Raw genomic sequence first — 20,184 nt, forward strand, 5'->3', positions numbered from 1 at the left:
CAGCGCGGCGCCCTGCGGGACCCGCCGCGCCGGTCACCGCTGTCGCTCGAAAGGTTTCCGCATGCTCTCCGGGAACGGTCGTCACCGTCGCCCCCGTCAGGCTCCGGCTCTTCTCGTCGCGGCCGGGGTGACCGGCTCCGCCATCGCCATCCCGCTCCTCGGTGCGGTGAGCGCCCACGCGGCCGACGGCTCCACCTGGGACCAGGTGGCCGAGTGCGAGAGCGGCGGCTCCTGGAGCGCCGACAACGGCACCGGCTACTACGGCGGCCTCCAGATGTCCCTGGACGACTGGAGCAAGTACGGGGGCCTGGAGTACGCCAGTACGCCCGACCAGGCGAGCCGTTCGCAGCAGATCGCGGTCGCCGAGAAGATACTCGCCGACCAGGGCACCAAGCCCTGGCGGACCTGTGCGCTGATCGCCGGGCTCTCGTCCGACGACGCCTCGGTGAACGTCGACACGGGGCTCGGCGACTCGGGTGATTCATCCGGTTCCTCCGACTCGTCGGACTCGTCCTCCGGGCTGTCGGATTCGTCGTCCTCTTCCTCCTCCTCCGATTCCGGTTCCTCCTCGGGTGCCGCGGACTCCGGGGACGACTCCGCCACTCCCTCCCCGAGCGCGAGCGGTGACTCCAAGGCGGACGCCTCCGGTAAGTCCAGCAAGACGGACAAGTCGGAATCTTCCGGCTCCGGCTCCGGCTCGGACGCCTCGAAGGCGAGTGAGAGTCCCGTCATCTCCGAGGCCGATGGATCGGACAATTCATCGCAGACCGGAGGTTCTTGGAGCCTGGTCGACACGGGGGCCGTCGGCAGCAGCGGCAAGCATCGCGGCGGCTCGGCGGACGAAAACGTGACAAACGGTCAGAGTGCCACCTCCTCCGGCCGTCACGCCTCCCGCGACAGCGGCACCTACACCGTCCGCGCCGGCGACACCCTCGCCTCCATTGCCGACTCCCTTGACCTCGACGGCGGATGGCGTGCGCTCTACACCGCGAACAGGGCGGCCATCGGCACCGACCCCAACAACATCACCGCCGGTCAGACCCTGAAACTCGGTAGCTAAACGGGCGAAAAGCGGCGGGAGTTGGCGCCTCTCACCCGCCCCACTTAGAAGTTAAATGTCCGGTTTGGTGAAAGTGTGGGATGAGTCTCAGAAGCCCTGATCATCTTTGAAATTCACCGGATGCCCTGTTTACGGTCAAGGCCGCTCGTCACCACGAGCCCCGGCCGTCGCAACGCCGAGTCCTGCCAGCGGCCGTCCGGGAACAGTCGACGCGTCAAGCGCCGTAGGCAGGAGCGGGGGACCCAAGGTAAGTGCCGGGAAAGGTAGTTGAGGCTGCCGATCCGGCTCGGGGTGAAGCCGCGCACCGACACACGGGTGTGCGGCCGGGCAACTCAACCGGCCCGAACCCGACAGCTCACCTCGCAGGCGTCGGTGAGGGGATCGATCCATGCTGTTTTCCGGCAAGGGCAAGCACCGTCGTCCGTCCAAGGCCGTTCGCGCCATCGCTGTCGCCGGTGTCACCGGCGTCGCCGTCGCCGCCCCGCTGATGGCGGCCGGCACCGCCTCCGCCGCCACCGCCTCCGAGTGGGACGCCGTCGCCCAGTGCGAGTCGGGCGGCAACTGGGCCATCAACACCGGCAACGGCTACTACGGCGGTCTGCAGTTCTCCGCCTCCACCTGGGCCGCGTACGGCGGCACGCAGTACGCCGCGCAGGCCAACCAGGCCACCAAGGCGCAGCAGATCCAGATCGCCGAGAAGGTCCTCGCCGCGCAGGGCAAGGGTGCCTGGCCGGTCTGCGGCACGGGCCTGTCCGGCGCCGCCTACACCGGCAGCACCTCCGGCTCCTCGTCGAGCGGCAGCGCCGGCACGAGCAGCCGTACGGCCGACACGCAGGCCGCCTCCCGCTCCGCCGAGCGCCCGGCCGCGACCAAGACCGTCACCACCCCGGCCGGCAAGAAGGTCAAGAAGGGCGACGGCGAGTACAAGGTCGTCAAGGGTGACACCCTCAGTTCGATCGCCGAGAAGCACAAGGTCAAGGGCGGCTGGCAGGCGCTGTTCAAGCTGAACAAGGGCATCGTCCAGGACGCCGACTTCATCTACCCGGGCCAGCAGCTCCACCTCAAGTAAGACGGGGGGTGACCGCCGTAAGTATGAGGCGGCACCCAGCTGAACCACAGCGCCCGCACAGCCGTGGTCCCCATAGTGGAGACCACGTGAGGGCCACCCCCGTCCCCACGGGCCCCCGCCTCGGTGCGTTTTCCCCCGTACGCACCGGGGCGGGGTTTCTCTTTGCCGTCTCCTTCTTGGCCCGCTCTTCTCCCGTTCTTCATCGGGACCCCCTTTGTTCCGCACGTGAACAATGAGTACCGTCTGTGTGTCCACGGGCCGGTCGGTCGTGCCGGCCGACGGCCCTGGGACGGTTAGGCTCTAGTCGCAAGGCTGAGCAAGGGCCGGCAAGGCCCGCGTGCGCCCCGCACAACCAGCGTCACATCCCAAGAAGGAGATGCTCGTGCCGTCCATCGACGTCGTCGTAGCCCGGGAAATCCTGGACTCCCGAGGCAACCCCACGGTCGAGGTCGAGGTCGGCCTCGACGACGGCAGCACGGGTCGTGCCGCCGTTCCGTCCGGCGCCTCCACCGGGGCCTTCGAGGCCATCGAGCTCCGTGACGGCGACCCCAACCGCTACCTGGGCAAGGGTGTCGAGAAGGCCGTCCTCGCCGTCATCGAGCAGATCGGCCCGGAGCTCGTCGGCTACGACGCCACCGAGCAGCGCCTGATCGACCAGGCGATGTTCGACCTGGACGCCACCGACAACAAGGGCTCGCTCGGCGCCAACGCCATCCTCGGCGTCTCCCTCGCCGTCGCGCACGCCGCCTCCGAGGCCAGCGACCTTCCGCTCTTCCGCTACCTCGGTGGCCCGAACGCGCACCTGCTGCCCGTCCCGATGATGAACATCCTCAACGGCGGCTCGCACGCGGACTCCAACGTCGACATCCAGGAGTTCATGATCGCCCCGATCGGCGCGGAGTCCTTCTCCGAGGCGCTGCGCTGGGGTGCCGAGGTCTACCACACCCTCAAGAAGGTCCTGAAGTCGAAGGGCCTGGCCACCGGCCTCGGCGACGAGGGCGGCTTCGCGCCGAACCTGGAGTCCAACCGCGCCGCGCTCGACCTCATCCTGGAGGCGATCAAGCAGGCCGGTTACGTCCCCGGTGAGCAGATCGCCCTTGCGCTCGACGTCGCCGCGTCCGAGTTCTACAAGGACGGCAAGTACGAGTTCGAGGGCAAGTCCCGCTCGGCCGCCGAGATGACCGAGTACTACGAGGAGCTCGTCGCCGCGTACCCGCTGGTCTCCATCGAGGACCCGCTGTTCGAGGACGACTGGGCCGGCTGGAAGGTCCTCACCGACAAGCTGGGCGACAAGGTCCAGATCGTCGGTGACGACCTCTTCGTCACCAACCCGGAGCGTCTCGCCCGCGGCATCGAGGAGGGCACCGCCAACGCCCTGCTGGTGAAGGTGAACCAGATCGGTTCCCTGACCGAGACCCTGGACGCCGTCGAGCTCGCCCAGCGCAACGGCTTCAAGTGCATGATGTCGCACCGCTCCGGCGAGACCGAGGACGTCACCATCGCCGACCTCGCCGTCGCCACCAACTGCGGCCAGATCAAGACCGGCGCCCCGGCCCGCTCCGAGCGCGTCGCCAAGTACAACCAGCTGCTGCGCATCGAGGAGATCCTCGACGACGCGGCGGTGTACGCGGGCCGCAGCGCCTTCCCGCGCTTCAAGGGCTGAGCCTCACAGAGTTAAGCCTTAGCCAGTCGTACGTACGTCCCCGTACCCGGTCCCGTACCGTGTCCGGGGACGTACGCACGTACCAGGGTTGACCCAGGGAGGCGGGGACATGGCTGTGAAGGACCGGGACCGGTTCTCCACCGCGACCAGGCTCAAGCTGCTCGGCGAGCAGACCGCGGCCCGGGTCTACCGCTCCCAGACCAGGCGCCAGGCCCGCCGCTCCCGGCTCACCGGCCGCGCGGCGCTGCTCGCGATCGTGCTGTGCACGATGGTCGTCGCGCTCGCCTATCCGATGCGGCAGTACGTCTCGCAGCGCGCCGAGATCTCCGACCTCGAACGCCAGCAGCAGCAGGCCCGGCAGCGGGTCGAGCAGCTGCGGGACCTCAAGGCGCGGTGGCAGGACGACTCCTACGCCGAGCAGCAGATCCGGCAGCGGCTGCACTATGTGATGCCGGGGGAGACCGGCTACATCGTGATCGCCCCCAGTACGGCCAAGCAGGCGCACGCCTACCGCGGGGCGGCCGACCGGCCCTGGTACGCGAACGTCTGGGACGGCGTCGACAAGTCCGACGCGTCCGACCAGTGAGCAGCAGAGCAGTGGCGCAGTAGCGCCGCAGAGCAGCAGAGCAGCAGAGCAGAAAGACAGGCATGGAAACGGCTCCTCCCTCCACTCCGCGTACCGAGCCGACCGACGCGGACGTCGAGGCCTTCAAGCAGCAGCTCGGGCGGCCGCCGCGCGGACTGCGGGCGATCGCGCACCGGTGCCCGTGCGGGCAGCCGGACGTCGTGGAGACCGCACCGCGGCTGCCGGACGGGACGCCGTTCCCGACGCTGTACTACCTGACGTGCCCCAAGGCCGCGTCCGCCATCGGGACCCTTGAGGCCAACGGCGTGATGAAGGAGATGACGGCGCGGCTGGAGAGCGATCCGGAGCTGGCTGCGGCGTACCGGGCGGCGCACGAGGACTACATCCGGCGCCGGGACGAGATCGAGGAGCTGACGGGCTTTCCGAGCGCCGGGGGGATGCCGGACCGGGTGAAGTGCCTGCATGTCCTGGTGGCCCACTCGCTGGCCGCCGGCCCCGGTGTGAACCCGCTCGGCGACGAGGCGATCGCGATGCTGCCTCAGTGGTGGGCGAAGGGGGCGTGCGTGGTGCCCTCTGCCGGAGACTGAGCGTCGGACAGCTCACCGTCCCAGGGGGCTCCGCCCCCTGGACCCCCGAGACCTTCGCCCACCCGCCACCCGACTCGGTCGGTTGAATGAGTAAGGAACCCACCGCCATGACCCGCGTCGCCGCCATCGATTGCGGAACCAACTCCATCCGGCTGCTCGTCGCCGACGCGGACCCCGAGACCGGGGAGCTCGTCGATCTGGACCGGCGGATGGTGATCGTGCGGCTCGGGCAGGGGGTCGACCGGACCGGGCGGCTCGCGCCGGAGGCGCTGCAGCGGACCTTCGCGGCCTGCCGGGAGTACGCGGCGGTCATCAAGGAGTACGGCGCGGAGCGGCTGCGGTTCGTGGCGACCTCCGCCTCCCGGGACGCGGAGAACCGGGACGAGTTCGTGCGCGGGGTGCTCGACATCCTCGGTGTGGAGCCCGAGGTCATCAGCGGTGACCAGGAGGCCGAGTTCTCCTTCACGGGCGCGACCAGGGAGCTGAGCGGCCGCGACGACCTCGCCAAGCCCTTCCTCGTCGTGGACATCGGCGGCGGTTCGACCGAGTTCGTGGTCGGTGACGCGCACGTGCGGGCGGCCCGGTCCGTGGACGTCGGGTGCGTGCGGATGACCGAGCGGCACCTCGTGCACGAGGGGCACGTCAGCGACCCGCCCACCGAGGCCGAGACCGCCTCCATGTGGGCCGACATCGAGCGCGCCCTCGACCTCGCGGAGGAGACCGTGCCGCTGCGCGAGGCGCACACCCTGGTCGGTCTCGCCGGCTCCGTCACCACGCTCTCCGCCATCCACCAGGACCTGCCGGAGTACGACTCCGCCGCCATCCACCACTCCCGCATCCCCTACGCCCGGGTCCGGGAGATCACCGAGTGGCTGCTGCGGTCGACGCACGCCGAGCGGGCGGCGATCCCCTCCATGCACCCCGGGCGCGTCGACGTCATCGGGGCCGGTGCCCTCGTCCTCCAGTCGATCATGGAGCGGGTGGGTGCGACGGAGGTCGTGGTGAGCGAGCACGACATCCTCGACGGGATCGCCTGGTCCATCGCCTGAGCGCTCCGCTGGAAGTGCCGCGATGTGCCGTCTGCCGACTGCGGCGCCGTCGTGGCTGGTCGCGCAGTTCCTCCCCCGGCCTTCGGCCGGGGGTGCCCCCAGCGCCCCCTCGGGGCGCTGCCGAACCGCAGCGCACTTCGCCGGACCCGCTCAGGCCTGTGCAGCGCCCTCGGCTGAGCAGGTCAGGTCTGCCGATGAGCGGTTTTCCGGTCCGTGACACGCCGTGCCACGGCACCCCGTCGGAAAACTTCGTGAAGTTCTTCACAAGGAATTCGGTGCAGGTGGGGGGTCCGGTGCGGGCTCTTGGGCCGTTCGGGGGCTCAACAGGCTTGAGCGCGTGCTCAGGAGAGCGTCCAGGGGGTGCTCCGGGAGGTGCTCTTGAGGGTGACATCGGGTGCCCTCACGGTGCCCCCGGAAGCCTGGAGAGGCAGCTCACGCGGCATTGACAACGGGTCGTATCGGAAGTGGGTTCCCGCTGTTGACCATGACCTGCGTCACGTGAGCGGCGGAGTGTAGCACGGGCCCTGTGGAAGCTTGTGAAGGGGCGCACGAGCGGCCCCCCTGAGGCGGGTGGATACTCGATGCCATGAGCACCACGGAGCGTCCCAGGATCCTCGTAGTAGGCGGTGGGTACGTAGGCCTGTACGCAGCTCGGCGCATTCTCAAGAAGATGCGCTACGGCGAGGCGACCGTCACGGTCGTCGACCCCCGGTCGTACATGACCTACCAGCCCTTCCTCCCCGAAGCCGCCGCCGGCAGCATCTCCCCTCGGCATGTCGTCGTCCCGTTGCGACGTGTGCTGCCGAAGGCGGAGGTCCTCACCGGCCGCGTCACCACCATCGACCAGGACCGCAAGGTCGCCACGATCGCGCCGCTGGTCGGCGAGTCGTACGAGCTGCCTTTCGACTACCTGGTGATCGCGCTCGGCGCGGTCTCCCGCACCTTCCCGATCCCCGGCCTCGCCGAGCAGGGCATCGGCATGAAGGGCATCGAGGAGTCCATCGGCCTGCGCAACCACGTCCTGGAGCAGCTGGACAAGGCCGACTCCACGACCGACGAGGAGATCCGCCGCAAGGCGCTCACCTTCGTCTTCATCGGCGGTGGCTTCGCGGGTGCGGAGACCATCGGTGAGGTCGAGGACATGGCCCGCGACGCGGCCAAGTACTACAAGAACGTCTCCCGCGAGGACATGCGCTTCGTCCTCGTCGACGCCGCCGACAAGATCCTGCCCGAGGTCGGCCCCAAGCTCGGCCTGTACGGCAAGGAGCACCTGGAGAGCCGCGGTGTGGAGATCTACCTCTCCACGTCCATGGACTCGTGCGTCGACGGGCACGTGGTGCTCAAGAACGGCCTTGAGGTCGACTCCAACACGATCGTCTGGACGGCGGGTGTGAAGCCGAACCCGGCGCTGGCCCGCTTCGGCCTGCCGCTCGGTCCCCGCGGCCACGTGGACACCGCCCCGACCCTCCAGGTCCAGGGCACCGACTACATCTGGGCCGCGGGCGACAACGCCCAGGTGCCGGACGTCGCCGCCCGCAAGGCCGGTGTGGAGAACGCCTGGTGCCCGCCGAACGCGCAGCACGCGCTGCGTCAGGCCAAGGTCCTCGGCGACAACGTGGTCTCCGGCATGCGGGGCTTCCCGCAGAAGGAGTACAGCCACGCCAACAAGGGCGCGGTCGCCGGTCTGGGTCTGCACAAGGGCGTCGCGATGATCGTCCTGGGCAAGACGAAGATCAAGGTCAAGGGCCGTCTGGCCTGGTACATGCACCGCGGCTACCACGGTCTGGCCATGCCGACCTGGAACCGCAAGATCCGCATCTTCGCCGACTGGACCCTCGGCATGTTCCTCAAGCGCGAGGTCGTGTCCCTGGGTGCCATGGAGAACCCCCGCGAGGAGTTCTACGAGGCCGCCAAGCCGGCGCCGGTCGCCGCCCCGAAGGCCGAGGAGAAGGCCAAGGCCTCCTGACCCCGGTCACCGGTCGCTGAACCATCCGAAGGACCTCCCGCCATCCGTGGTGCGGGAGGTCCTTCGGCGTTCCCGGGCGCGGGAGCAACAGGGCGGCAACAGGCGGGCAGTAGAACTGGGAGCAGTGCCGGGTAGTGCGTGGTGCATACAACGGTTTTGCCCAGTCGTAACTCCTTTGCGGGACTGCGCCGCTGCCCTCACGGTGTTTACGTGGTAACCGGCATCCGGGATCGACGTCTTGGAGGTGTGCGCCATGGCCGACGCCGCGTCGCGGCTGAGGAGTGTTGCCGAGCAGGTACTGGGAGTTCCGCTCCCGGTGCGGCTGCGGGCCTGGGACGGATCCCAGGCCGGACCGCCGGACGCGCCGACGATCGTCGTGCGCAACCGCCGTGCCCTGCGCCGCATCTTGTTCAAGCCGGGCGAACTGGGCGTGGCCCGCGCCTGGGTCGCCGGCGACCTGGACATCGAGGGCGACCTCTACGGCGCCCTCGCCGCGATGTCCGGTCTGATCTGGGAGCGCGGGGAGGACGACCGTACGGTCCTCCAGGCCCTGCGCGACCCCGTCGTACGGGCCGGCGTGGGCGAGCTGCTGAAGCTCGCCGGGCCGCCCGTTCCGCCCGCCCCGCCCCGCGAGGAGGTGCGCAGGCGGAGTCACCTGCACACCCGCCGCAGCGACAAGCAGGCCATCAGCCACCACTACGACGTGGGGAACGACTTCTACGAGATCGTCCTCGGGCCGTCGATGGTGTACTCGTGCGCCTATTGGGGGTCCGTCGAAAACGCGGAGACCCTGGAGACCGCCCAGCGCGACAAGCTCGAACTCGTCTGCGCCAAGCTCGGCCTGACCCCCGGTCAGCGACTGCTCGACGTCGGCTGCGGCTGGGGCTCCATGGCGATCCACGCGGCACGGGAGCACGGCGTGAGCGTCGTCGGGGTCACCCTCTCCCAGGAGCAGGCCACGTACGCCCGTAAACGGGTCGCCGACGAGGGTCTGACGGACCGGGTGGAGATCAGGGTCCAGGACTACCGGGACGTCAGGGACGGGCCGTACGACGCGATCTCGTCGATCGGGATGGCGGAGCACGTGGGAGCGGAGCGGTACCTGGAGTACGCGCAGAACCTGTACGGGCTGCTGAAGCCCGGCGGACGGCTGCTCAACCACCAGATCGCACGGCGCCCGCAGCTGGACGAGTCGACGTACCACGTCGACCGGTTCATCGACGCCTATGTCTTCCCGGACGGCGAGCTCGCCCCGATCGGCACCACCGTCACCCAGCTGGAGCGGGCCGGGTTCGAGGTGCGGGACGTGGAGCCGATCCGCGAGCACTACGCCCGCACGCTGCGCCAGTGGGTGGCCAACCTGGAGGCCGACTGGCCGCGGGCCATGCGGCTGGCCGGCCCCGGCCGGGCCCGCGTCTGGCGGCTGTACATGGCCGCCTCCGCCCTCGCCTTCGAACGCAACCGCATCGGCGTCAACCAGGTGCTGGCCGTCCGGACCCCGGAGTCGGGTGCCTCCGGGCTGCCGCTGCGCACGCGTACCTGGAACTGACGGCACCGGAAAGGGGCCCCACAACGGGCGTGGGGCCCCTTCGCCGTACGTACCGCTACTCGGACTTGATCGCCGCCAGCACGTTCAGCCGCGCCGCGCGGCGGGCCGGCCACAGGGCCGCCAGGACGCCGACCGATCCGGCCAGGAGGAGGAAGACCGCCATCCGGGTCCAGGGCAGGACCAGTTCGTACGTCGGCATCTTCGCGCCGACCAGCTGACCGGCCGCCCAGCCGAAGAACACGCCCAGGCCGATGCCCAGCACCCCGCCGAAGAGGGAGATGACCAGGGACTCCAGGCGGACCATCCGCTTGACCGCCTTGCGGTCCAGGCCGATCGCGCGGAGCATGCCGATCTCCTGGGAGCGTTCGAACACCGACATGGCCAGGGTGTTGATGACCCCGAGGACCGCGACGATCACCGCCATCGCGAGCAGGCCGTAGACCATGTTCAGGATCAGCGTGAACGCCTGCGCGATGGAGTTCGACAGGTCCTGCTTGTCCTGGACCTTGATCGCCGGGTTGGAGCCGAGGGCCTTCTCCAGCCTGTCCTTGGTCGCGCTCGACGCGCCGTCCGCCGTCCTGACCATGACCTGCATGTCGGCGGGGTCGGTCTCGTGCGGGGTGAGGACGGCGCTGTCGAGCATGATCCCGCGGATGAGCTGGTTGCCCTCGTAGACCGCGGCGACCGTCAGCCGCTGCGCCTTCCCGTCCTCGTAGTGCACGGTGAAGGCGGAACCGGCCTTCCAGCCGTGCGACTTGGCCGTGTCGTCGTCCACGACGACGTCCGAGCCGCCGACCCTGAAGGTGCCGCTGTCCACCGTGAGGTCGGTCAGCTTGCCGATCGCCGAGCCGTTGACGCCGGTCAGGAACTCGGTGTCGCCGTCGATCCGGGAGGCCGCGTTGCTCAGCGGGCTGGAGGCGGTGACGCCGTCGGTGGCCGCGACCTTCTTGGCGACGTCGGGGGAGAGGGCGTTGCCGTTGGCCATCGAGACCACGTAGTCCGCGCGGATCGCCGCGCTCGCCATCTTGTCGATGGACTTCTGCAGGCTGCCCGCCATCACCGTCATACCGGTGATCAGGGTCAGGCCGATCATCAGCGCGGACGCGGTGGCGGCGGTACGGCGCGGGTTGCGCACCGAGTTCTGCCGGGCGAGCTTGCCGGAGACGCCGAACCCGCGCAGCAGCGGGGCCGCGGCCGCGATCAGCGGGCGGGAGAGCAGCGGCGTGAGGACGAAGACGCCGATGATGAGCAGGACCGCGCCGAGGCCCATCGGCGCCTGGCCGTCGCTGCCGCTCATCGTGGTCGCCGCCAGGACCACCGTCACGCCCGCCGCCGAGAACAGCGCGCCGATCGTGTTGCGCAGCACCAGCGACTTGGTGGTCGGGGCGGAGTGCAGGGCGCTCATCGCGGCGACCGGCGGGATCTTCGCGGCCCGGCGGCCGGGCAGCCAGGCGGCCAGCATGGTGATGACGATGCCGACGGCGAGCGCGGCCGCGGCCGTGCCGGGGGTGACGACCAGCGGGCCGTCCGGGACGGTCGCGCCGATCGAGCCCAGCAGCGAGCGCAGTCCGGCGCCGATGCCGATACCGGCGACCAGACCGGTCACGCCGGCCACCGTGCCGACCACGAACGCCTCGATCAGCACCGAGCGGGTGACCTGGCGGCGGGAGGCGCCCACCGCCCGCAGCAGCGCGAGCTCCTTGGTGCGCTGGGCGACCAGCATGGTGAAGGTGTTGGCGATGATGAACGTGCCGACGAACAGGGCGATGCCGGCGAAGACCAGCAGGCCCGAGCGCAGGCCGCTCATGCTGCTGGAGATGGCCTGCGCCTGGTCGTCGGCGAGCTTCTGTCCTGTGGTGGTCTCGACGAGCTTCTTCGGAAGGGCCTGGTCCAGCTGGGACTTGAGGGCGGCCTGCCCGGTGCCCGCCTTCGCGGTCACGTCGATCTCGTCGTACGCGCCCTTCGTGCCGAACAGCTGCTGCGCGGTCGCCGTGTCGAACAGGGCGAGGCTGCCGCCGGCCGCCACGTTGCCGTCGTCGGTGGTGAAGACGCCGGCGACGGTGGGGGTCAGGACCGGGCCGTCGACGGAGATGCGCACGGTGTCGCCGACCTTGTAACCGGCCCGCCCGGCGGTCCTGGAGTCGATCAGCACCTCGTTCTTCCCGCTCGGCGCGTGGCCGCTGACCAGCGGGTAGCGGGCGTCCTTGGCGCCCCAGTAGTTGCCGCCCTCGGACTGCCAGCCGCCGCCGATCAGCTTGCCGTCCTTGTCGGCGATCGCGGTGAAGCCGGAGACGACACCGGTGGCGGAGGCGGCCCCGGGGACCTTCGCCGCCTTGTCGAGCAGGGCCTGGGTGAGGTCGGGCGTCTTGCCGACGGTGTTGCCCTTGTCCGCCTGGCTCCTGGCGGTGACGGCCACGTCGACACCCTCGAAGCCCTTGGCGGAGCTGTTCTGGAAGGCGTCCGAGATGGTGTTGGTGAAGACCAGGGTGCCGGAGACGAACGCGACGCCGAGCATGACCGCGAGCACGGTCATCAGCAGCCGGGCCTTGTGCGCGAGTACGTTGCGCAGGGCGGTGCGGAACATCAGCTGGTCCGGCCCTTCGCGTCGAACTGCTTCATGAAGTCGAGCACGCCCTCGGCCGTCGGGCGGTACATCTCGTCGACGATCCGGCCGTCCGCGAGGAAGACGACGCGGTCCGCGTACGAGGCCGCCACCGGGTCGTGGGTGACCATGACGACGGTCTGGCCGAGCTCCCGCACCGAGTTGCGCAGGAAGCCCAGCACCTCGGCGCCGGAGCGGGAGTCGAGGTTTCCGGTCGGCTCGTCGCCGAAGATGATCTCCGGCCGGGAGGCGAGGGCGCGGGCCACGGCGACGCGCTGCTGCTGGCCGCCGGAGAGCTGCGAGGGACGGTGGCCGAGCCGGTCCCGGAGGCCGACCATCTGGATCACGTTGTCCAGCCACTGCTTGTCCGGTTTCCGACCCGCGATGTCCATCGGGAGGGTGATGTTCTCCAGGGCGGTCAGCGTCGGCAGCAGGTTGAACGCCTGGAAGATGAACCCGATCTTGTCCCGGCGCAGCTTGGTCAGCTGCTTGTCCTTCAGGGAGCCCAGTTCGGTGTCGCCGATCCGCACGGAACCGGAGGAGAAGGTGTCGAGGCCGGCCACGCAGTGCATCAGCGTGGACTTGCCGGAGCCGGACGGCCCCATGATCGCGGTGAACTCGGCCTGCCGGAACTCGACGGTGACCCGGTCCAGGGCGACCACCTGGGTCTCGCCCTGGCCGTAGATCTTCGAGAGGTCCGTGGCACGTGCGGCCACGGAGGTGGTCCGCCGGTCGGCTGGGGGCACCCCCGGACGAAGTTTGGGGGAGGGTGTGGTGGACACGGAAGGGTGCTCCTGTCGGGACGACGGCTTCATGGGGACCGCACCATCGTCTCGGCCGTACGGGCCCGTGTAGTCAGCCGCAGTTCCGGTTCCGGGGGCGACTCGGGACGGACCGCGGGGGGCGCCGAGTCATACCTGGGGATGACGGCTGACCCTGAGGCCGGCGATCCGGAATCACAGACTCCCGATCGTCGAGAACAGGTGGAGCCCCCTTGTTCGGACGGTGAAATTCCGTCATTCCGTGTACGCGGTCACCCACCGCGCGTAACGCTATTGGCAAGTGCGGATGGCTCGTTCCGGGGGCTGATGCTCCCTCAGACGTCAATAAAATAAGACAACATCGGGTCGTCCGTCCGCTGTTCGGGGGACGCCTCCCGATAGGGTCGGAACCTCGTAGCGGAGCCCATGGCCTGCCCGGATGGTGGAATGCAGACACGGCGAGCTTAAACCTCGCTGCCCCTCGCGGGCGTACCGGTTCAAGTCCGGTTCCGGGCACTTCCCGCGTCTTTCGCGGGCGGCGTCGACTCACCCCTCGTAGACGGTCAGCACCGCCCCGTCGGCCTCGATGCGGCGGCCCGCGCGCATGCCGTTGCGGCGCAGGGTGCGCAGGCACTCCTCGAAGAGGGCGAGTTCGCCCGGGTCCAGGATGGCGGCGGCCAGGTCCAGGAGCTCGGTGACCGAGGCGTCGGTCAGCACCTCGGGCAGTTCCCCGGACAGCAGGACGACGGACTCGCCGTCGGGTTTCCGGACCACGGCCGTCGCCGGTCCGCCGTGCACGAACAACACATGTCCCCCTGAGAGCCCGTGGTCGTGCGGCTCTCGCGTCCCGGGCAGATCGAGAGACTAGCCCTGGATCTTCACGGTTTCGTGCGGAGTCGGATTCTTTTTCCGACTTGACGGAAGAACACCCGGGAGTGTTACGGCCGCGGTCACTTCTCCTCGGCGGACCGGGACGGCCCGGCAGGGCGGGAGGAACGGTCCAGCAGGGACTCCACGAGCGCGGTGACATGCCGGCGGTCGTCGGCCGACAGCTGCTGGACACTCGCGATGAGCAGCGCGACCTCGGGGTCGGCGGCGGCGGTGCCGTTCGGATCCGCGGCCGGCGAGGTGTCGTACACGTGGATCCCGCAGGCCTCGGCGGCGGCGCGGCGCACCGCCTCCAGCGGGAGTTCCAGCCCCTTGGCCAGGCCCTCCAGGGTGGTCGCCTGGGGCATCCGGACCACGCGGTCGGTGGTGGCCAGGTGGTGCACGGTGGAGCGGGGGATGCCGCCGCGCCGCGCCACGTCGCCGTAGGACCAGCCCTTGCGGTCGAGGTGCTCACGGATCAACTGCTGCAGTGCGTTGGCCACTGACCGTCACTTCCTGCTCGCCACCTGCGGAGTCCGCCATGTCGCGGCCGATTCTACGGGCGGGTCCGCGATAGGCCGAGAGGGTGATTTTCCGAAGGGGTTGCGCGGCGGGTTCCCGAGGGCCTAGTGTCCAATCTCGTTGGACAGCATGTCCGACCAGATTGGACAGAGTCCGGGGGGAACCTGACTCGGTCCGATCGGAAATGTCTATCCCTGAGGGGGAAAAGATCATGATGGACGCCCATGAGCTCGAGGCCGAGTCCGCGGAGCTGCTGCCGGGCCGTGAGGCCCTGGGCCGGCTGAAGTTCGGCTTCGGCAAGACGGTCAACGTCACCAAGCACGTCGCGAACATCAGCGCCCACAACGAGTCCGCCGCGCTGAACGACCACTCGTCGTGGTCGGTGGCCGACTCCGGCGCCGGTCAGACCATCAGCGTCACCCAGTAACGCCGCCCTGGCGCACGGCGCCGGCACCGAGTTCGACCTCAACCTCATCGCACACGAAACGAAGGGACATCCGTCATGAGCATGGACATGAACGAGCTGGAGAACGAGTCCGCCGAGCTGCTGCCGGGCCGTGAGGCCCTCGGCCGCCTGAAGTTCAGCTTCGGCAGGACGGTCAACGTCACCAAGCACATCGCGAACATCGACGCGTCCAACCAGTCCGCCGCGCTGAACGACCACTCCGCCTGGTCGTCCGCCGAGTCGTCGGCCGCGCAGACGATCAGCGTCACCCAGTAGTCCCCAGGGGCGCCACCGCCGTCGCCCCGGCGGTGGCGCCCCCGGCTGTCGGGGGGGAAACGCCGGGCGGAACACCATGGGGACTCGGGGGGAGACCACATATGACGGTGCTCGGAGACGGGGCCGCCGCACTGTACGACACGGGCCCGGTGCCCGGACCCGGCGGCTGGCCGGTGACCTACGAGCAGGTGGCGACGGGCAACCTGCCGGTCGTCGACCAGCCGTCGCCGGCCCCGAGGCTGAGCGCGGGGCTGCGGCTGCACGGTGAGTACCAGGGGTCGGGTTTCACCGAGCCCAAGTACATCGCCCGTCGGGGGGACGGGCAGGTCGTGCAGCTGTCCAGGCTGCTGTACCTGGTGGCGTCGTCGGTCGACGGCGTCCGCGATGCCGAGGCCATCGCCCACCGGGTCAGCGCCCGCTTCGGTCGCGAGGTCAGCGGGGAGAACATCCGCTTCCTCGTCGAGAAGAAGCTTCAGCCGCTGGGTGTGACGGTCCCGGAGGGCCAGGAGGACGACGAGGTCGACGCCCCGCGCTCCGACCTGCTGCTCGCCCTCAAGGGCCACCGGGTCATCTTCAACGAACGGCGTACGGCGAGGATCGCACGTTCGCTGGCGTGGCTGCACCGGCCGGCCGTGGTCGCGCTGGTGCTGGGCTCGGCCGTCGCCATGGACGTCTGGCTGTTCGGGTTCTTCGGGGCGATCGAGCCCGTCCTGCAGGTGCTCGACCAGCCGGTCCTGATCCTCGTCGTCTTCGTGCTCACCGTGGCCTCCCTCGTCTTCCACGAGTTCGGACACGCCTCCGCGTGCAGATACGGCGGAGCCCGCCCCGGCTGCATCGGGTGCGGGCTCTTCCTCATCTGGCCCTCGATGTACACCGACGTCACCGACGTCTACCGGATCGGGCGGGCCGGCCGGCTCCGCACCGACCTGGGCGGCGTCTACTTCAACGTCGTCTTCATGCTGGCCATGGCCGGCGCCTACTTCGCCACCGGGGCACAGTTCTTCCTGGCCACGGTGTATCTCGGGCACTTCGAGATCATGGAACAGCTGATGCCGGCCGTACGGCTGGACGGCTACTACATCCTCGGCGACCTGGCCGGGGTCCCGGACCTGTACGGCAAGATCAAACCGATTCTGCTGGGCCTGGTACCGGGGCCGAGGGGGGACCGGGCCCGCCAGGAAGTAGCCGGGCTGAAGAAGTCGGCGCGGGCCATCGTCGCCACCTGGGTGCTCACGATGGTCCCGCTGATCATCGGCGAACTCGGGTACGCGCTGTGGAACCTGCCGCGGATCCTCACCACGATGACCCGTTCGCTGACCGAGCAACTCCTCGGCACCGGCTCGGCGTTCGTGGACGGGAAGATAGTCGAGGGCCTGGTCGGGACGATCGGCTGCGTGATGCTGCTGTGCCCGATGGCCGGTGTCGTCTATCTGTCCGTGAAGATCGGCGGACGCATCATCCGGGCCGCGAAGCGTTCCACGGCGGGCCGCCCCCGGCTTCGGCTGGCCATCTGCGCCCTCGCCCTCGCCGGGCTCACCGGGCTCAGCTACGCCTGGGTGTCCGGGGTGACCCCGAAACCGCTGCCCAAGCAGCCGCCGATCGCACCGATCCTCCAGCCGGGGGTGCCGACCGAGGAACCGCCGCCCGCGCGGCGGGCCTCGACCCCGGACGGGCCGGAGGACTCCGGTGCCCCGTCGGACACCGTGTCCGGCGCGCCGGCCGCCTCGGCCGGGGCGAGCGCCGTGCCCTCGGCCGGGGCGACGTCGCCCGGCGCGTCCGCCTCGGCGTCGCCCTCCGCCTCGGTGCCGGGCAGCCCCGGGCAGGGCGCCACCTCATCGCAGGCGCCGACCAGCGCGGGGCCGGTCACCGAACCGGTGTCCTCGCCGCCGGCGAGCGTGCCGGAGTCCTCGACGCCCACCCCGTCGGAGAGCGTCCCGGTGTCCCCGACACCCAGCCCGTCACCGCCGCCGGCCAGCGACCCGCCGAGCCCGGCTCCGGCCACGTCCTGACGAGCGGCAGCCAACCACTTACCGCAGCAGCACCGGAGCACAGGAGCACTCCATGAGCAGTCACCGAAAAACCCGTACCACCCCAGGTCCGCTCACCCGGCGGGCCGTCCGGATCGGCCTGTTCGCCGCCGGGGTCGCCGGGGCGGCCACCGCCGTACCCGCGCAGGCGGCCACCGCCGCCCCGCATGCCGCGGTCGTCTCCGACCACGTCTTCAGCCACGCCGACCGCGGGCACCACACCCAGGCCAGGGACTCCTTCACGGTCCGCCAGTTCGGCACGGTGAACGCCACGGCCGTACGCAACCAGGCCAACGCCGTCTCGGCCGGCTGCTCGGCGGACGACCACTGCCGCTCGGTGGCCCTCTCCTTCCAGATCGTCACGGTCGCCGGGGAGCACACCCACCTGAACGCCGTGAACCTCAGCGACGCCGCCAACAAGGAGTGCACGGGCTGTCAGACCCTCGCCGGGGCCTACCAGTTCGTGGTCTCCACGCCGACCGCGCTGCGCTTCGACGACGCCACCCGCGGCAAGCTCGCCGACATCCACCGCCGGCTCGACGAGCTGACCCGCTCCACCCTGCCCGCCGACGAGCTGCGCTCGAAGGCCGACGGGCTCGCCGGCGAGGTCACCGCCGTCCTGCACGACGCGGTCGCGAACGCCCCGAAGGGCGACCCGCAGAAGGACGTCACCCTCCACCGCCACCTGGACGGCTGGCCGGGCCACTGACCCGTCCGACCATCCCGTACACCGGCCGCCGGGCCCGCGACCGCCTCCCGCGGGCCCGGCGGCCTGCCGCGTGCGCCGCGTCGACATCGGGTGTGTCCATTGACATGGGGTATGAGCGGACGGAGACTCAAGAGAGCCAAGTGAAGGAAATTTCACCAGACGAACACCACTCATCGAAGGGAACGACCGATGCGCACCACCGTCGGCATCATCGGAGCCGGACCCGCCGGGCTCCTCCTCGCGCGGCTGCTGCACAACGCGGGCATCGACTCGGTCGTCCTGGAGAGCCGCGACCGCTCCTACGTCGAGCACCGCCAGCGCGCCGGGATCCTGGAGCAGGGCACGGTGGACGTGCTGCGCGAGGCCGGCGCCGCGGAGCGCATGGACCGCGAGGGCCTGCGCCACGACGGCATCGAGCTCCGCTTCGACCGGCAGCGCCACCGCGTCGACTTCCCCGGCCTCACCGGCGGCCGGTCCGTGACGGTCTACGCCCAGACCGAGGTCTGCAAGGACCTCATCGCCCTCCAGTTCAAGGAGGGCGGCCCGCTGCTCTTCGAGGCGGAGGCGCTGGCGGTGGAGGGCGCCGGGAGCGACCGGCCGCGCATCCGGTTCCGGCACGAGGGCCGCGAGGACGTCCTGGAGTGCGAGTACGTCGTCGGCTGCGACGGCTTCTGGGGCGTCGCCCGCGAGGCGTTCCCCGAGTCCCTCTCCCGGGTCTTCGAACGCACCTACCCCTACGCCTGGCTGGGTATCCTCGCCGACGTCGCTCCCTCCCACGACGAACTGGTCTACGCCCGCCACGACCGGGGCTTCGCCCTCCTCTCCATGCGCTCCCCGTCCGTCTCCCGCCTCTACCTCCAGGTCCCGGCGGACACGGACGCCGAGGACTGGACCGACGAGGCGATCTGGGACGAGCTGGAGCGGCGCCTGGAGACCGACGACGACTGGCGCCTCGCGCGCGGCCCGATCACCCAGAAGTCGGTCACACCCATGCGGTCGTACGTCCACGAGCCCATGCGGCACGGCCGGCTCTTCCTCGCCGGGGACGCCGCCCACATCGTGCCGCCGACCGGCGCCAAGGGGCTGAACCTCGCCGTCGGTGACGTCGTCACCTTCGCCCGCGCCCTGCTCCACGAGCGGGACACGGGCTCGCCGGAGCTGCTCGACGCCTACTCGGCGACCTGCCTGCGCCGGATCTGGCAGGCCGAGCGGTTCTCGTACGACATGACGAGCATGCTCCACCCCGGCCCCGGCGACAGCCCCTTCGACGCCCGGCTCCAGCTGGCCCGGCTCGGCCGGATCGCCTCCTCCCGGGCCGCCGAGACCGACCTCGCGGAGGCCTACACCGGCTTCCCCCTGGACGCCTGACGGATCTCCGGCCGATTCCGGTCATGTTCCGGCTTCGTCATGGAATGAAGCCCTCCATGGCCGGGAATCAGGGCTCCGCGTAGCGTGTTGCGCACCAGGGTGAGGGAAAGATCCTCCGCAGGTAGTAGGGTCAGTCTTTTGCCAATCCATTACTCTTGACGCCAAGGCCACGCACGGTGGCCATGGAGGAGTGAAATGAGGAGCAGCAACCCGGTCTTCTCGCGACGGGGGTTCAGCCGCGACAACGGCTACGCGGGCTTCAACACCGCGCCGCAGGCCGGGTACGCCCAGGGCAACCCGTACGCGCAGAACCCGTACGCGAACAACCCGTACGCCCAGCAGGACCTCCAGCAGGGCGCCCCGCCGCAGGCCCCGGCCACCACCGGCCGGATGACGATGGACGACGTCGTTACACGCTCGGGCATGACGCTCGGCACGGTCGTCGTCGGCGCGGTCCTCGCCTGGGCCCTGCTGTCGGTCTCGTCCACGAGCTACGGCCTGGCCGTCGGCTCCGCGATCATCGCGTTCGTCCTGGCCATGATCCAGAGCTTCAAGCGCACCCCGGTGCCCGCGCTGATCCTGGGATACGCCGCGTTCGAGGGCGTCTTCCTCGGCGTCATCAGCGAGATGTACAACAGCCAGTGGAGCGGCGCCCCGTTCCAGGCGGTGCTCGGCACCCTGGCGGTCTCGGCGGCGACCCTGCTGGTCTACAAGGCCGGCTGGATCCGCGTCACCGCCCGCTACGCCCGCATCGGCATGGCCATCGCCATCGCCTTCGTGCTGGTCATGGCGGTCAACCTGCTGCTGGTCGCGTTCGGCGTCGCCGAGAACGGCGGACTGCGCAGCTTCGGGCCGCTCGGTGCGATCGTCGGCATCATCGCGATCCTGCTCGGCGCGTTCTTCCTGACCCTCGACTTCAAGCAGATCGAGGACGGCATCGCCTACGGCGCCCCGAAGAACGAGGCCTGGCTGGCCGCGTTCGGCCTCACCATGACGCTGGTGTGGATCTACGTCGAGATGCTGCGCCTGGTGGCGATCTTCAGCAGCAACGACTAGCTCGACGGCAAGCTGTAGCAAG

The 20,184-nt window shown here is 70.0% G+C and carries 18 protein-coding genes, 1 tRNA gene and 1 riboswitch; of the genes, 15 read left to right on the plus strand and 4 right to left on the minus strand.

The window, feature by feature from the left end:
- Positions 1 to 61: 61 nt before the first annotated feature.
- The 8 genes from SSP29_RS21250 (at position 62) to SSP29_RS21285 (ending at position 9,529) form a co-directional block, all read left to right on the plus strand.
- Positions 62 to 1,060: a LysM peptidoglycan-binding domain-containing protein gene (locus SSP29_RS21250; protein ID WP_089102260.1), complete on the plus strand. Its 999-nt coding sequence runs from the start codon at positions 62 to 64 to the stop codon at positions 1,058 to 1,060.
- 209 nt (positions 1,061 to 1,269) lie between these two features.
- A riboswitch (cyclic di-AMP (ydaO/yuaA leader) is annotated at positions 1,270 to 1,444 on the plus strand.
- A gap of 4 nt (positions 1,445 to 1,448) precedes the next feature.
- Positions 1,449 to 2,129: a LysM peptidoglycan-binding domain-containing protein gene (locus SSP29_RS21255; protein ID WP_089102261.1), complete on the plus strand. Its 681-nt coding sequence runs from the start codon at positions 1,449 to 1,451 to the stop codon at positions 2,127 to 2,129.
- 376 nt (positions 2,130 to 2,505) lie between these two features.
- Positions 2,506 to 3,792 (plus strand): phosphopyruvate hydratase, encoded by a 1,287-nt coding sequence (gene eno / locus SSP29_RS21260; RefSeq protein ID WP_089102262.1) that lies wholly within the window; start codon positions 2,506 to 2,508, stop codon positions 3,790 to 3,792.
- A gap of 109 nt (positions 3,793 to 3,901) precedes the next feature.
- Positions 3,902 to 4,378: an FtsB family cell division protein gene (locus SSP29_RS21265; protein WP_089102263.1), complete on the plus strand. Its 477-nt coding sequence runs from the start codon at positions 3,902 to 3,904 to the stop codon at positions 4,376 to 4,378.
- A 62-nt stretch (positions 4,379 to 4,440) separates the two neighbouring features.
- On the plus strand, positions 4,441 to 4,965 hold the full coding sequence (locus tag SSP29_RS21270) for a DUF501 domain-containing protein (RefSeq protein ID WP_089102264.1): 525 nt from the start codon (positions 4,441 to 4,443) through the stop codon (positions 4,963 to 4,965).
- 107 nt (positions 4,966 to 5,072) lie between these two features.
- Complete coding sequence (locus SSP29_RS21275) at positions 5,073 to 6,014, plus strand: Ppx/GppA phosphatase family protein (RefSeq protein ID WP_089102265.1); 942 nt, start codon at positions 5,073 to 5,075, stop codon at positions 6,012 to 6,014.
- A gap of 586 nt (positions 6,015 to 6,600) precedes the next feature.
- Positions 6,601 to 7,980, plus strand: a complete 1,380-nt coding sequence (locus SSP29_RS21280; RefSeq protein ID WP_089102266.1) for an NAD(P)/FAD-dependent oxidoreductase — start codon at positions 6,601 to 6,603, stop codon at positions 7,978 to 7,980.
- A 253-nt stretch (positions 7,981 to 8,233) separates the two neighbouring features.
- The gene (locus tag SSP29_RS21285; RefSeq protein WP_089102267.1) at positions 8,234 to 9,529 is read left to right on the plus strand and encodes a class I SAM-dependent methyltransferase; all 1,296 of its coding nucleotides are present in this window, start codon (positions 8,234 to 8,236) and stop codon (positions 9,527 to 9,529) included.
- Positions 9,530 to 9,584: 55 nt separating this feature from the next.
- Here the strand turns inward: SSP29_RS21285 and SSP29_RS21290 are convergent, their stop codons facing one another.
- Positions 9,585 to 12,113, minus strand: a complete 2,529-nt coding sequence (locus SSP29_RS21290; RefSeq protein ID WP_089102268.1) for an ABC transporter permease — start codon at positions 12,111 to 12,113, stop codon at positions 9,585 to 9,587.
- On the minus strand, positions 12,113 to 12,946 hold the full coding sequence (locus SSP29_RS21295) for an ABC transporter ATP-binding protein (protein ID WP_150134603.1): 834 nt from the start codon (positions 12,944 to 12,946) through the stop codon (positions 12,113 to 12,115). Before SSP29_RS21295 ends, SSP29_RS21290 begins: the two co-directional genes overlap by 1 nt.
- Before the next feature lie 379 nt (positions 12,947 to 13,325).
- Between SSP29_RS21295 and SSP29_RS21300 the strand changes: the two genes are divergently transcribed.
- Positions 13,326 to 13,408: transfer RNA gene (locus tag SSP29_RS21300), tRNA-Leu, on the plus strand.
- 30 nt (positions 13,409 to 13,438) lie between these two features.
- On the opposite strand, the gene SSP29_RS21305 is transcribed toward SSP29_RS21300, so the two are convergent.
- Complete coding sequence (locus SSP29_RS21305) at positions 13,439 to 13,699, minus strand: hypothetical protein (protein WP_150134604.1); 261 nt, start codon at positions 13,697 to 13,699, stop codon at positions 13,439 to 13,441.
- Positions 13,700 to 13,842: 143 nt separating this feature from the next.
- Positions 13,843 to 14,262 carry a helix-turn-helix domain-containing protein gene (locus tag SSP29_RS21310; RefSeq protein WP_089102270.1) on the minus strand — a complete coding sequence of 140 codons (420 nt, stop codon included), beginning with the start codon at positions 14,260 to 14,262 and terminating at the stop codon, positions 13,843 to 13,845.
- 230 nt (positions 14,263 to 14,492) lie between these two features.
- On the opposite strand from SSP29_RS21310, the gene SSP29_RS21315 reads away from it, so the two are divergent.
- The 6 genes from SSP29_RS21315 to SSP29_RS21340 all read left to right on the plus strand — a co-directional run bounded on the left by SSP29_RS21315 (position 14,493) and on the right by SSP29_RS21340 (position 20,162).
- Complete coding sequence (locus SSP29_RS21315; RefSeq protein ID WP_150134605.1) at positions 14,493 to 14,708, plus strand: hypothetical protein; 216 nt, start codon at positions 14,493 to 14,495, stop codon at positions 14,706 to 14,708.
- Between the two features lie 75 nt (positions 14,709 to 14,783).
- Positions 14,784 to 15,002: a hypothetical protein gene (locus SSP29_RS21320; RefSeq protein WP_089102271.1), complete on the plus strand. Its 219-nt coding sequence runs from the start codon at positions 14,784 to 14,786 to the stop codon at positions 15,000 to 15,002.
- A gap of 101 nt (positions 15,003 to 15,103) precedes the next feature.
- Complete coding sequence (locus SSP29_RS21325) at positions 15,104 to 17,011, plus strand: zinc metalloprotease (protein WP_089102272.1); 1,908 nt, start codon at positions 15,104 to 15,106, stop codon at positions 17,009 to 17,011.
- Positions 17,012 to 17,063: 52 nt separating this feature from the next.
- Positions 17,064 to 17,738 carry a hypothetical protein gene (locus SSP29_RS21330; RefSeq protein WP_089102273.1) on the plus strand — a complete coding sequence of 225 codons (675 nt, stop codon included), beginning with the start codon at positions 17,064 to 17,066 and terminating at the stop codon, positions 17,736 to 17,738.
- A gap of 189 nt (positions 17,739 to 17,927) precedes the next feature.
- On the plus strand, positions 17,928 to 19,106 hold the full coding sequence (locus SSP29_RS21335) for a 4-hydroxybenzoate 3-monooxygenase (RefSeq protein ID WP_089102274.1): 1,179 nt from the start codon (positions 17,928 to 17,930) through the stop codon (positions 19,104 to 19,106).
- Positions 19,107 to 19,301: 195 nt separating this feature from the next.
- Entirely contained in the window at positions 19,302 to 20,162 is an 861-nt protein-coding gene (locus SSP29_RS21340) for a Bax inhibitor-1/YccA family protein (protein ID WP_089102275.1), read from the plus strand.
- Positions 20,163 to 20,184: the final 22 nt, after the last annotated feature.

Source organism: Streptomyces hyaluromycini, from assembly GCF_002217755.1.
GTDB classification, from domain to species: Bacteria; Actinomycetota; Actinomycetes; order Streptomycetales; family Streptomycetaceae; genus Streptomyces; species Streptomyces hyaluromycini.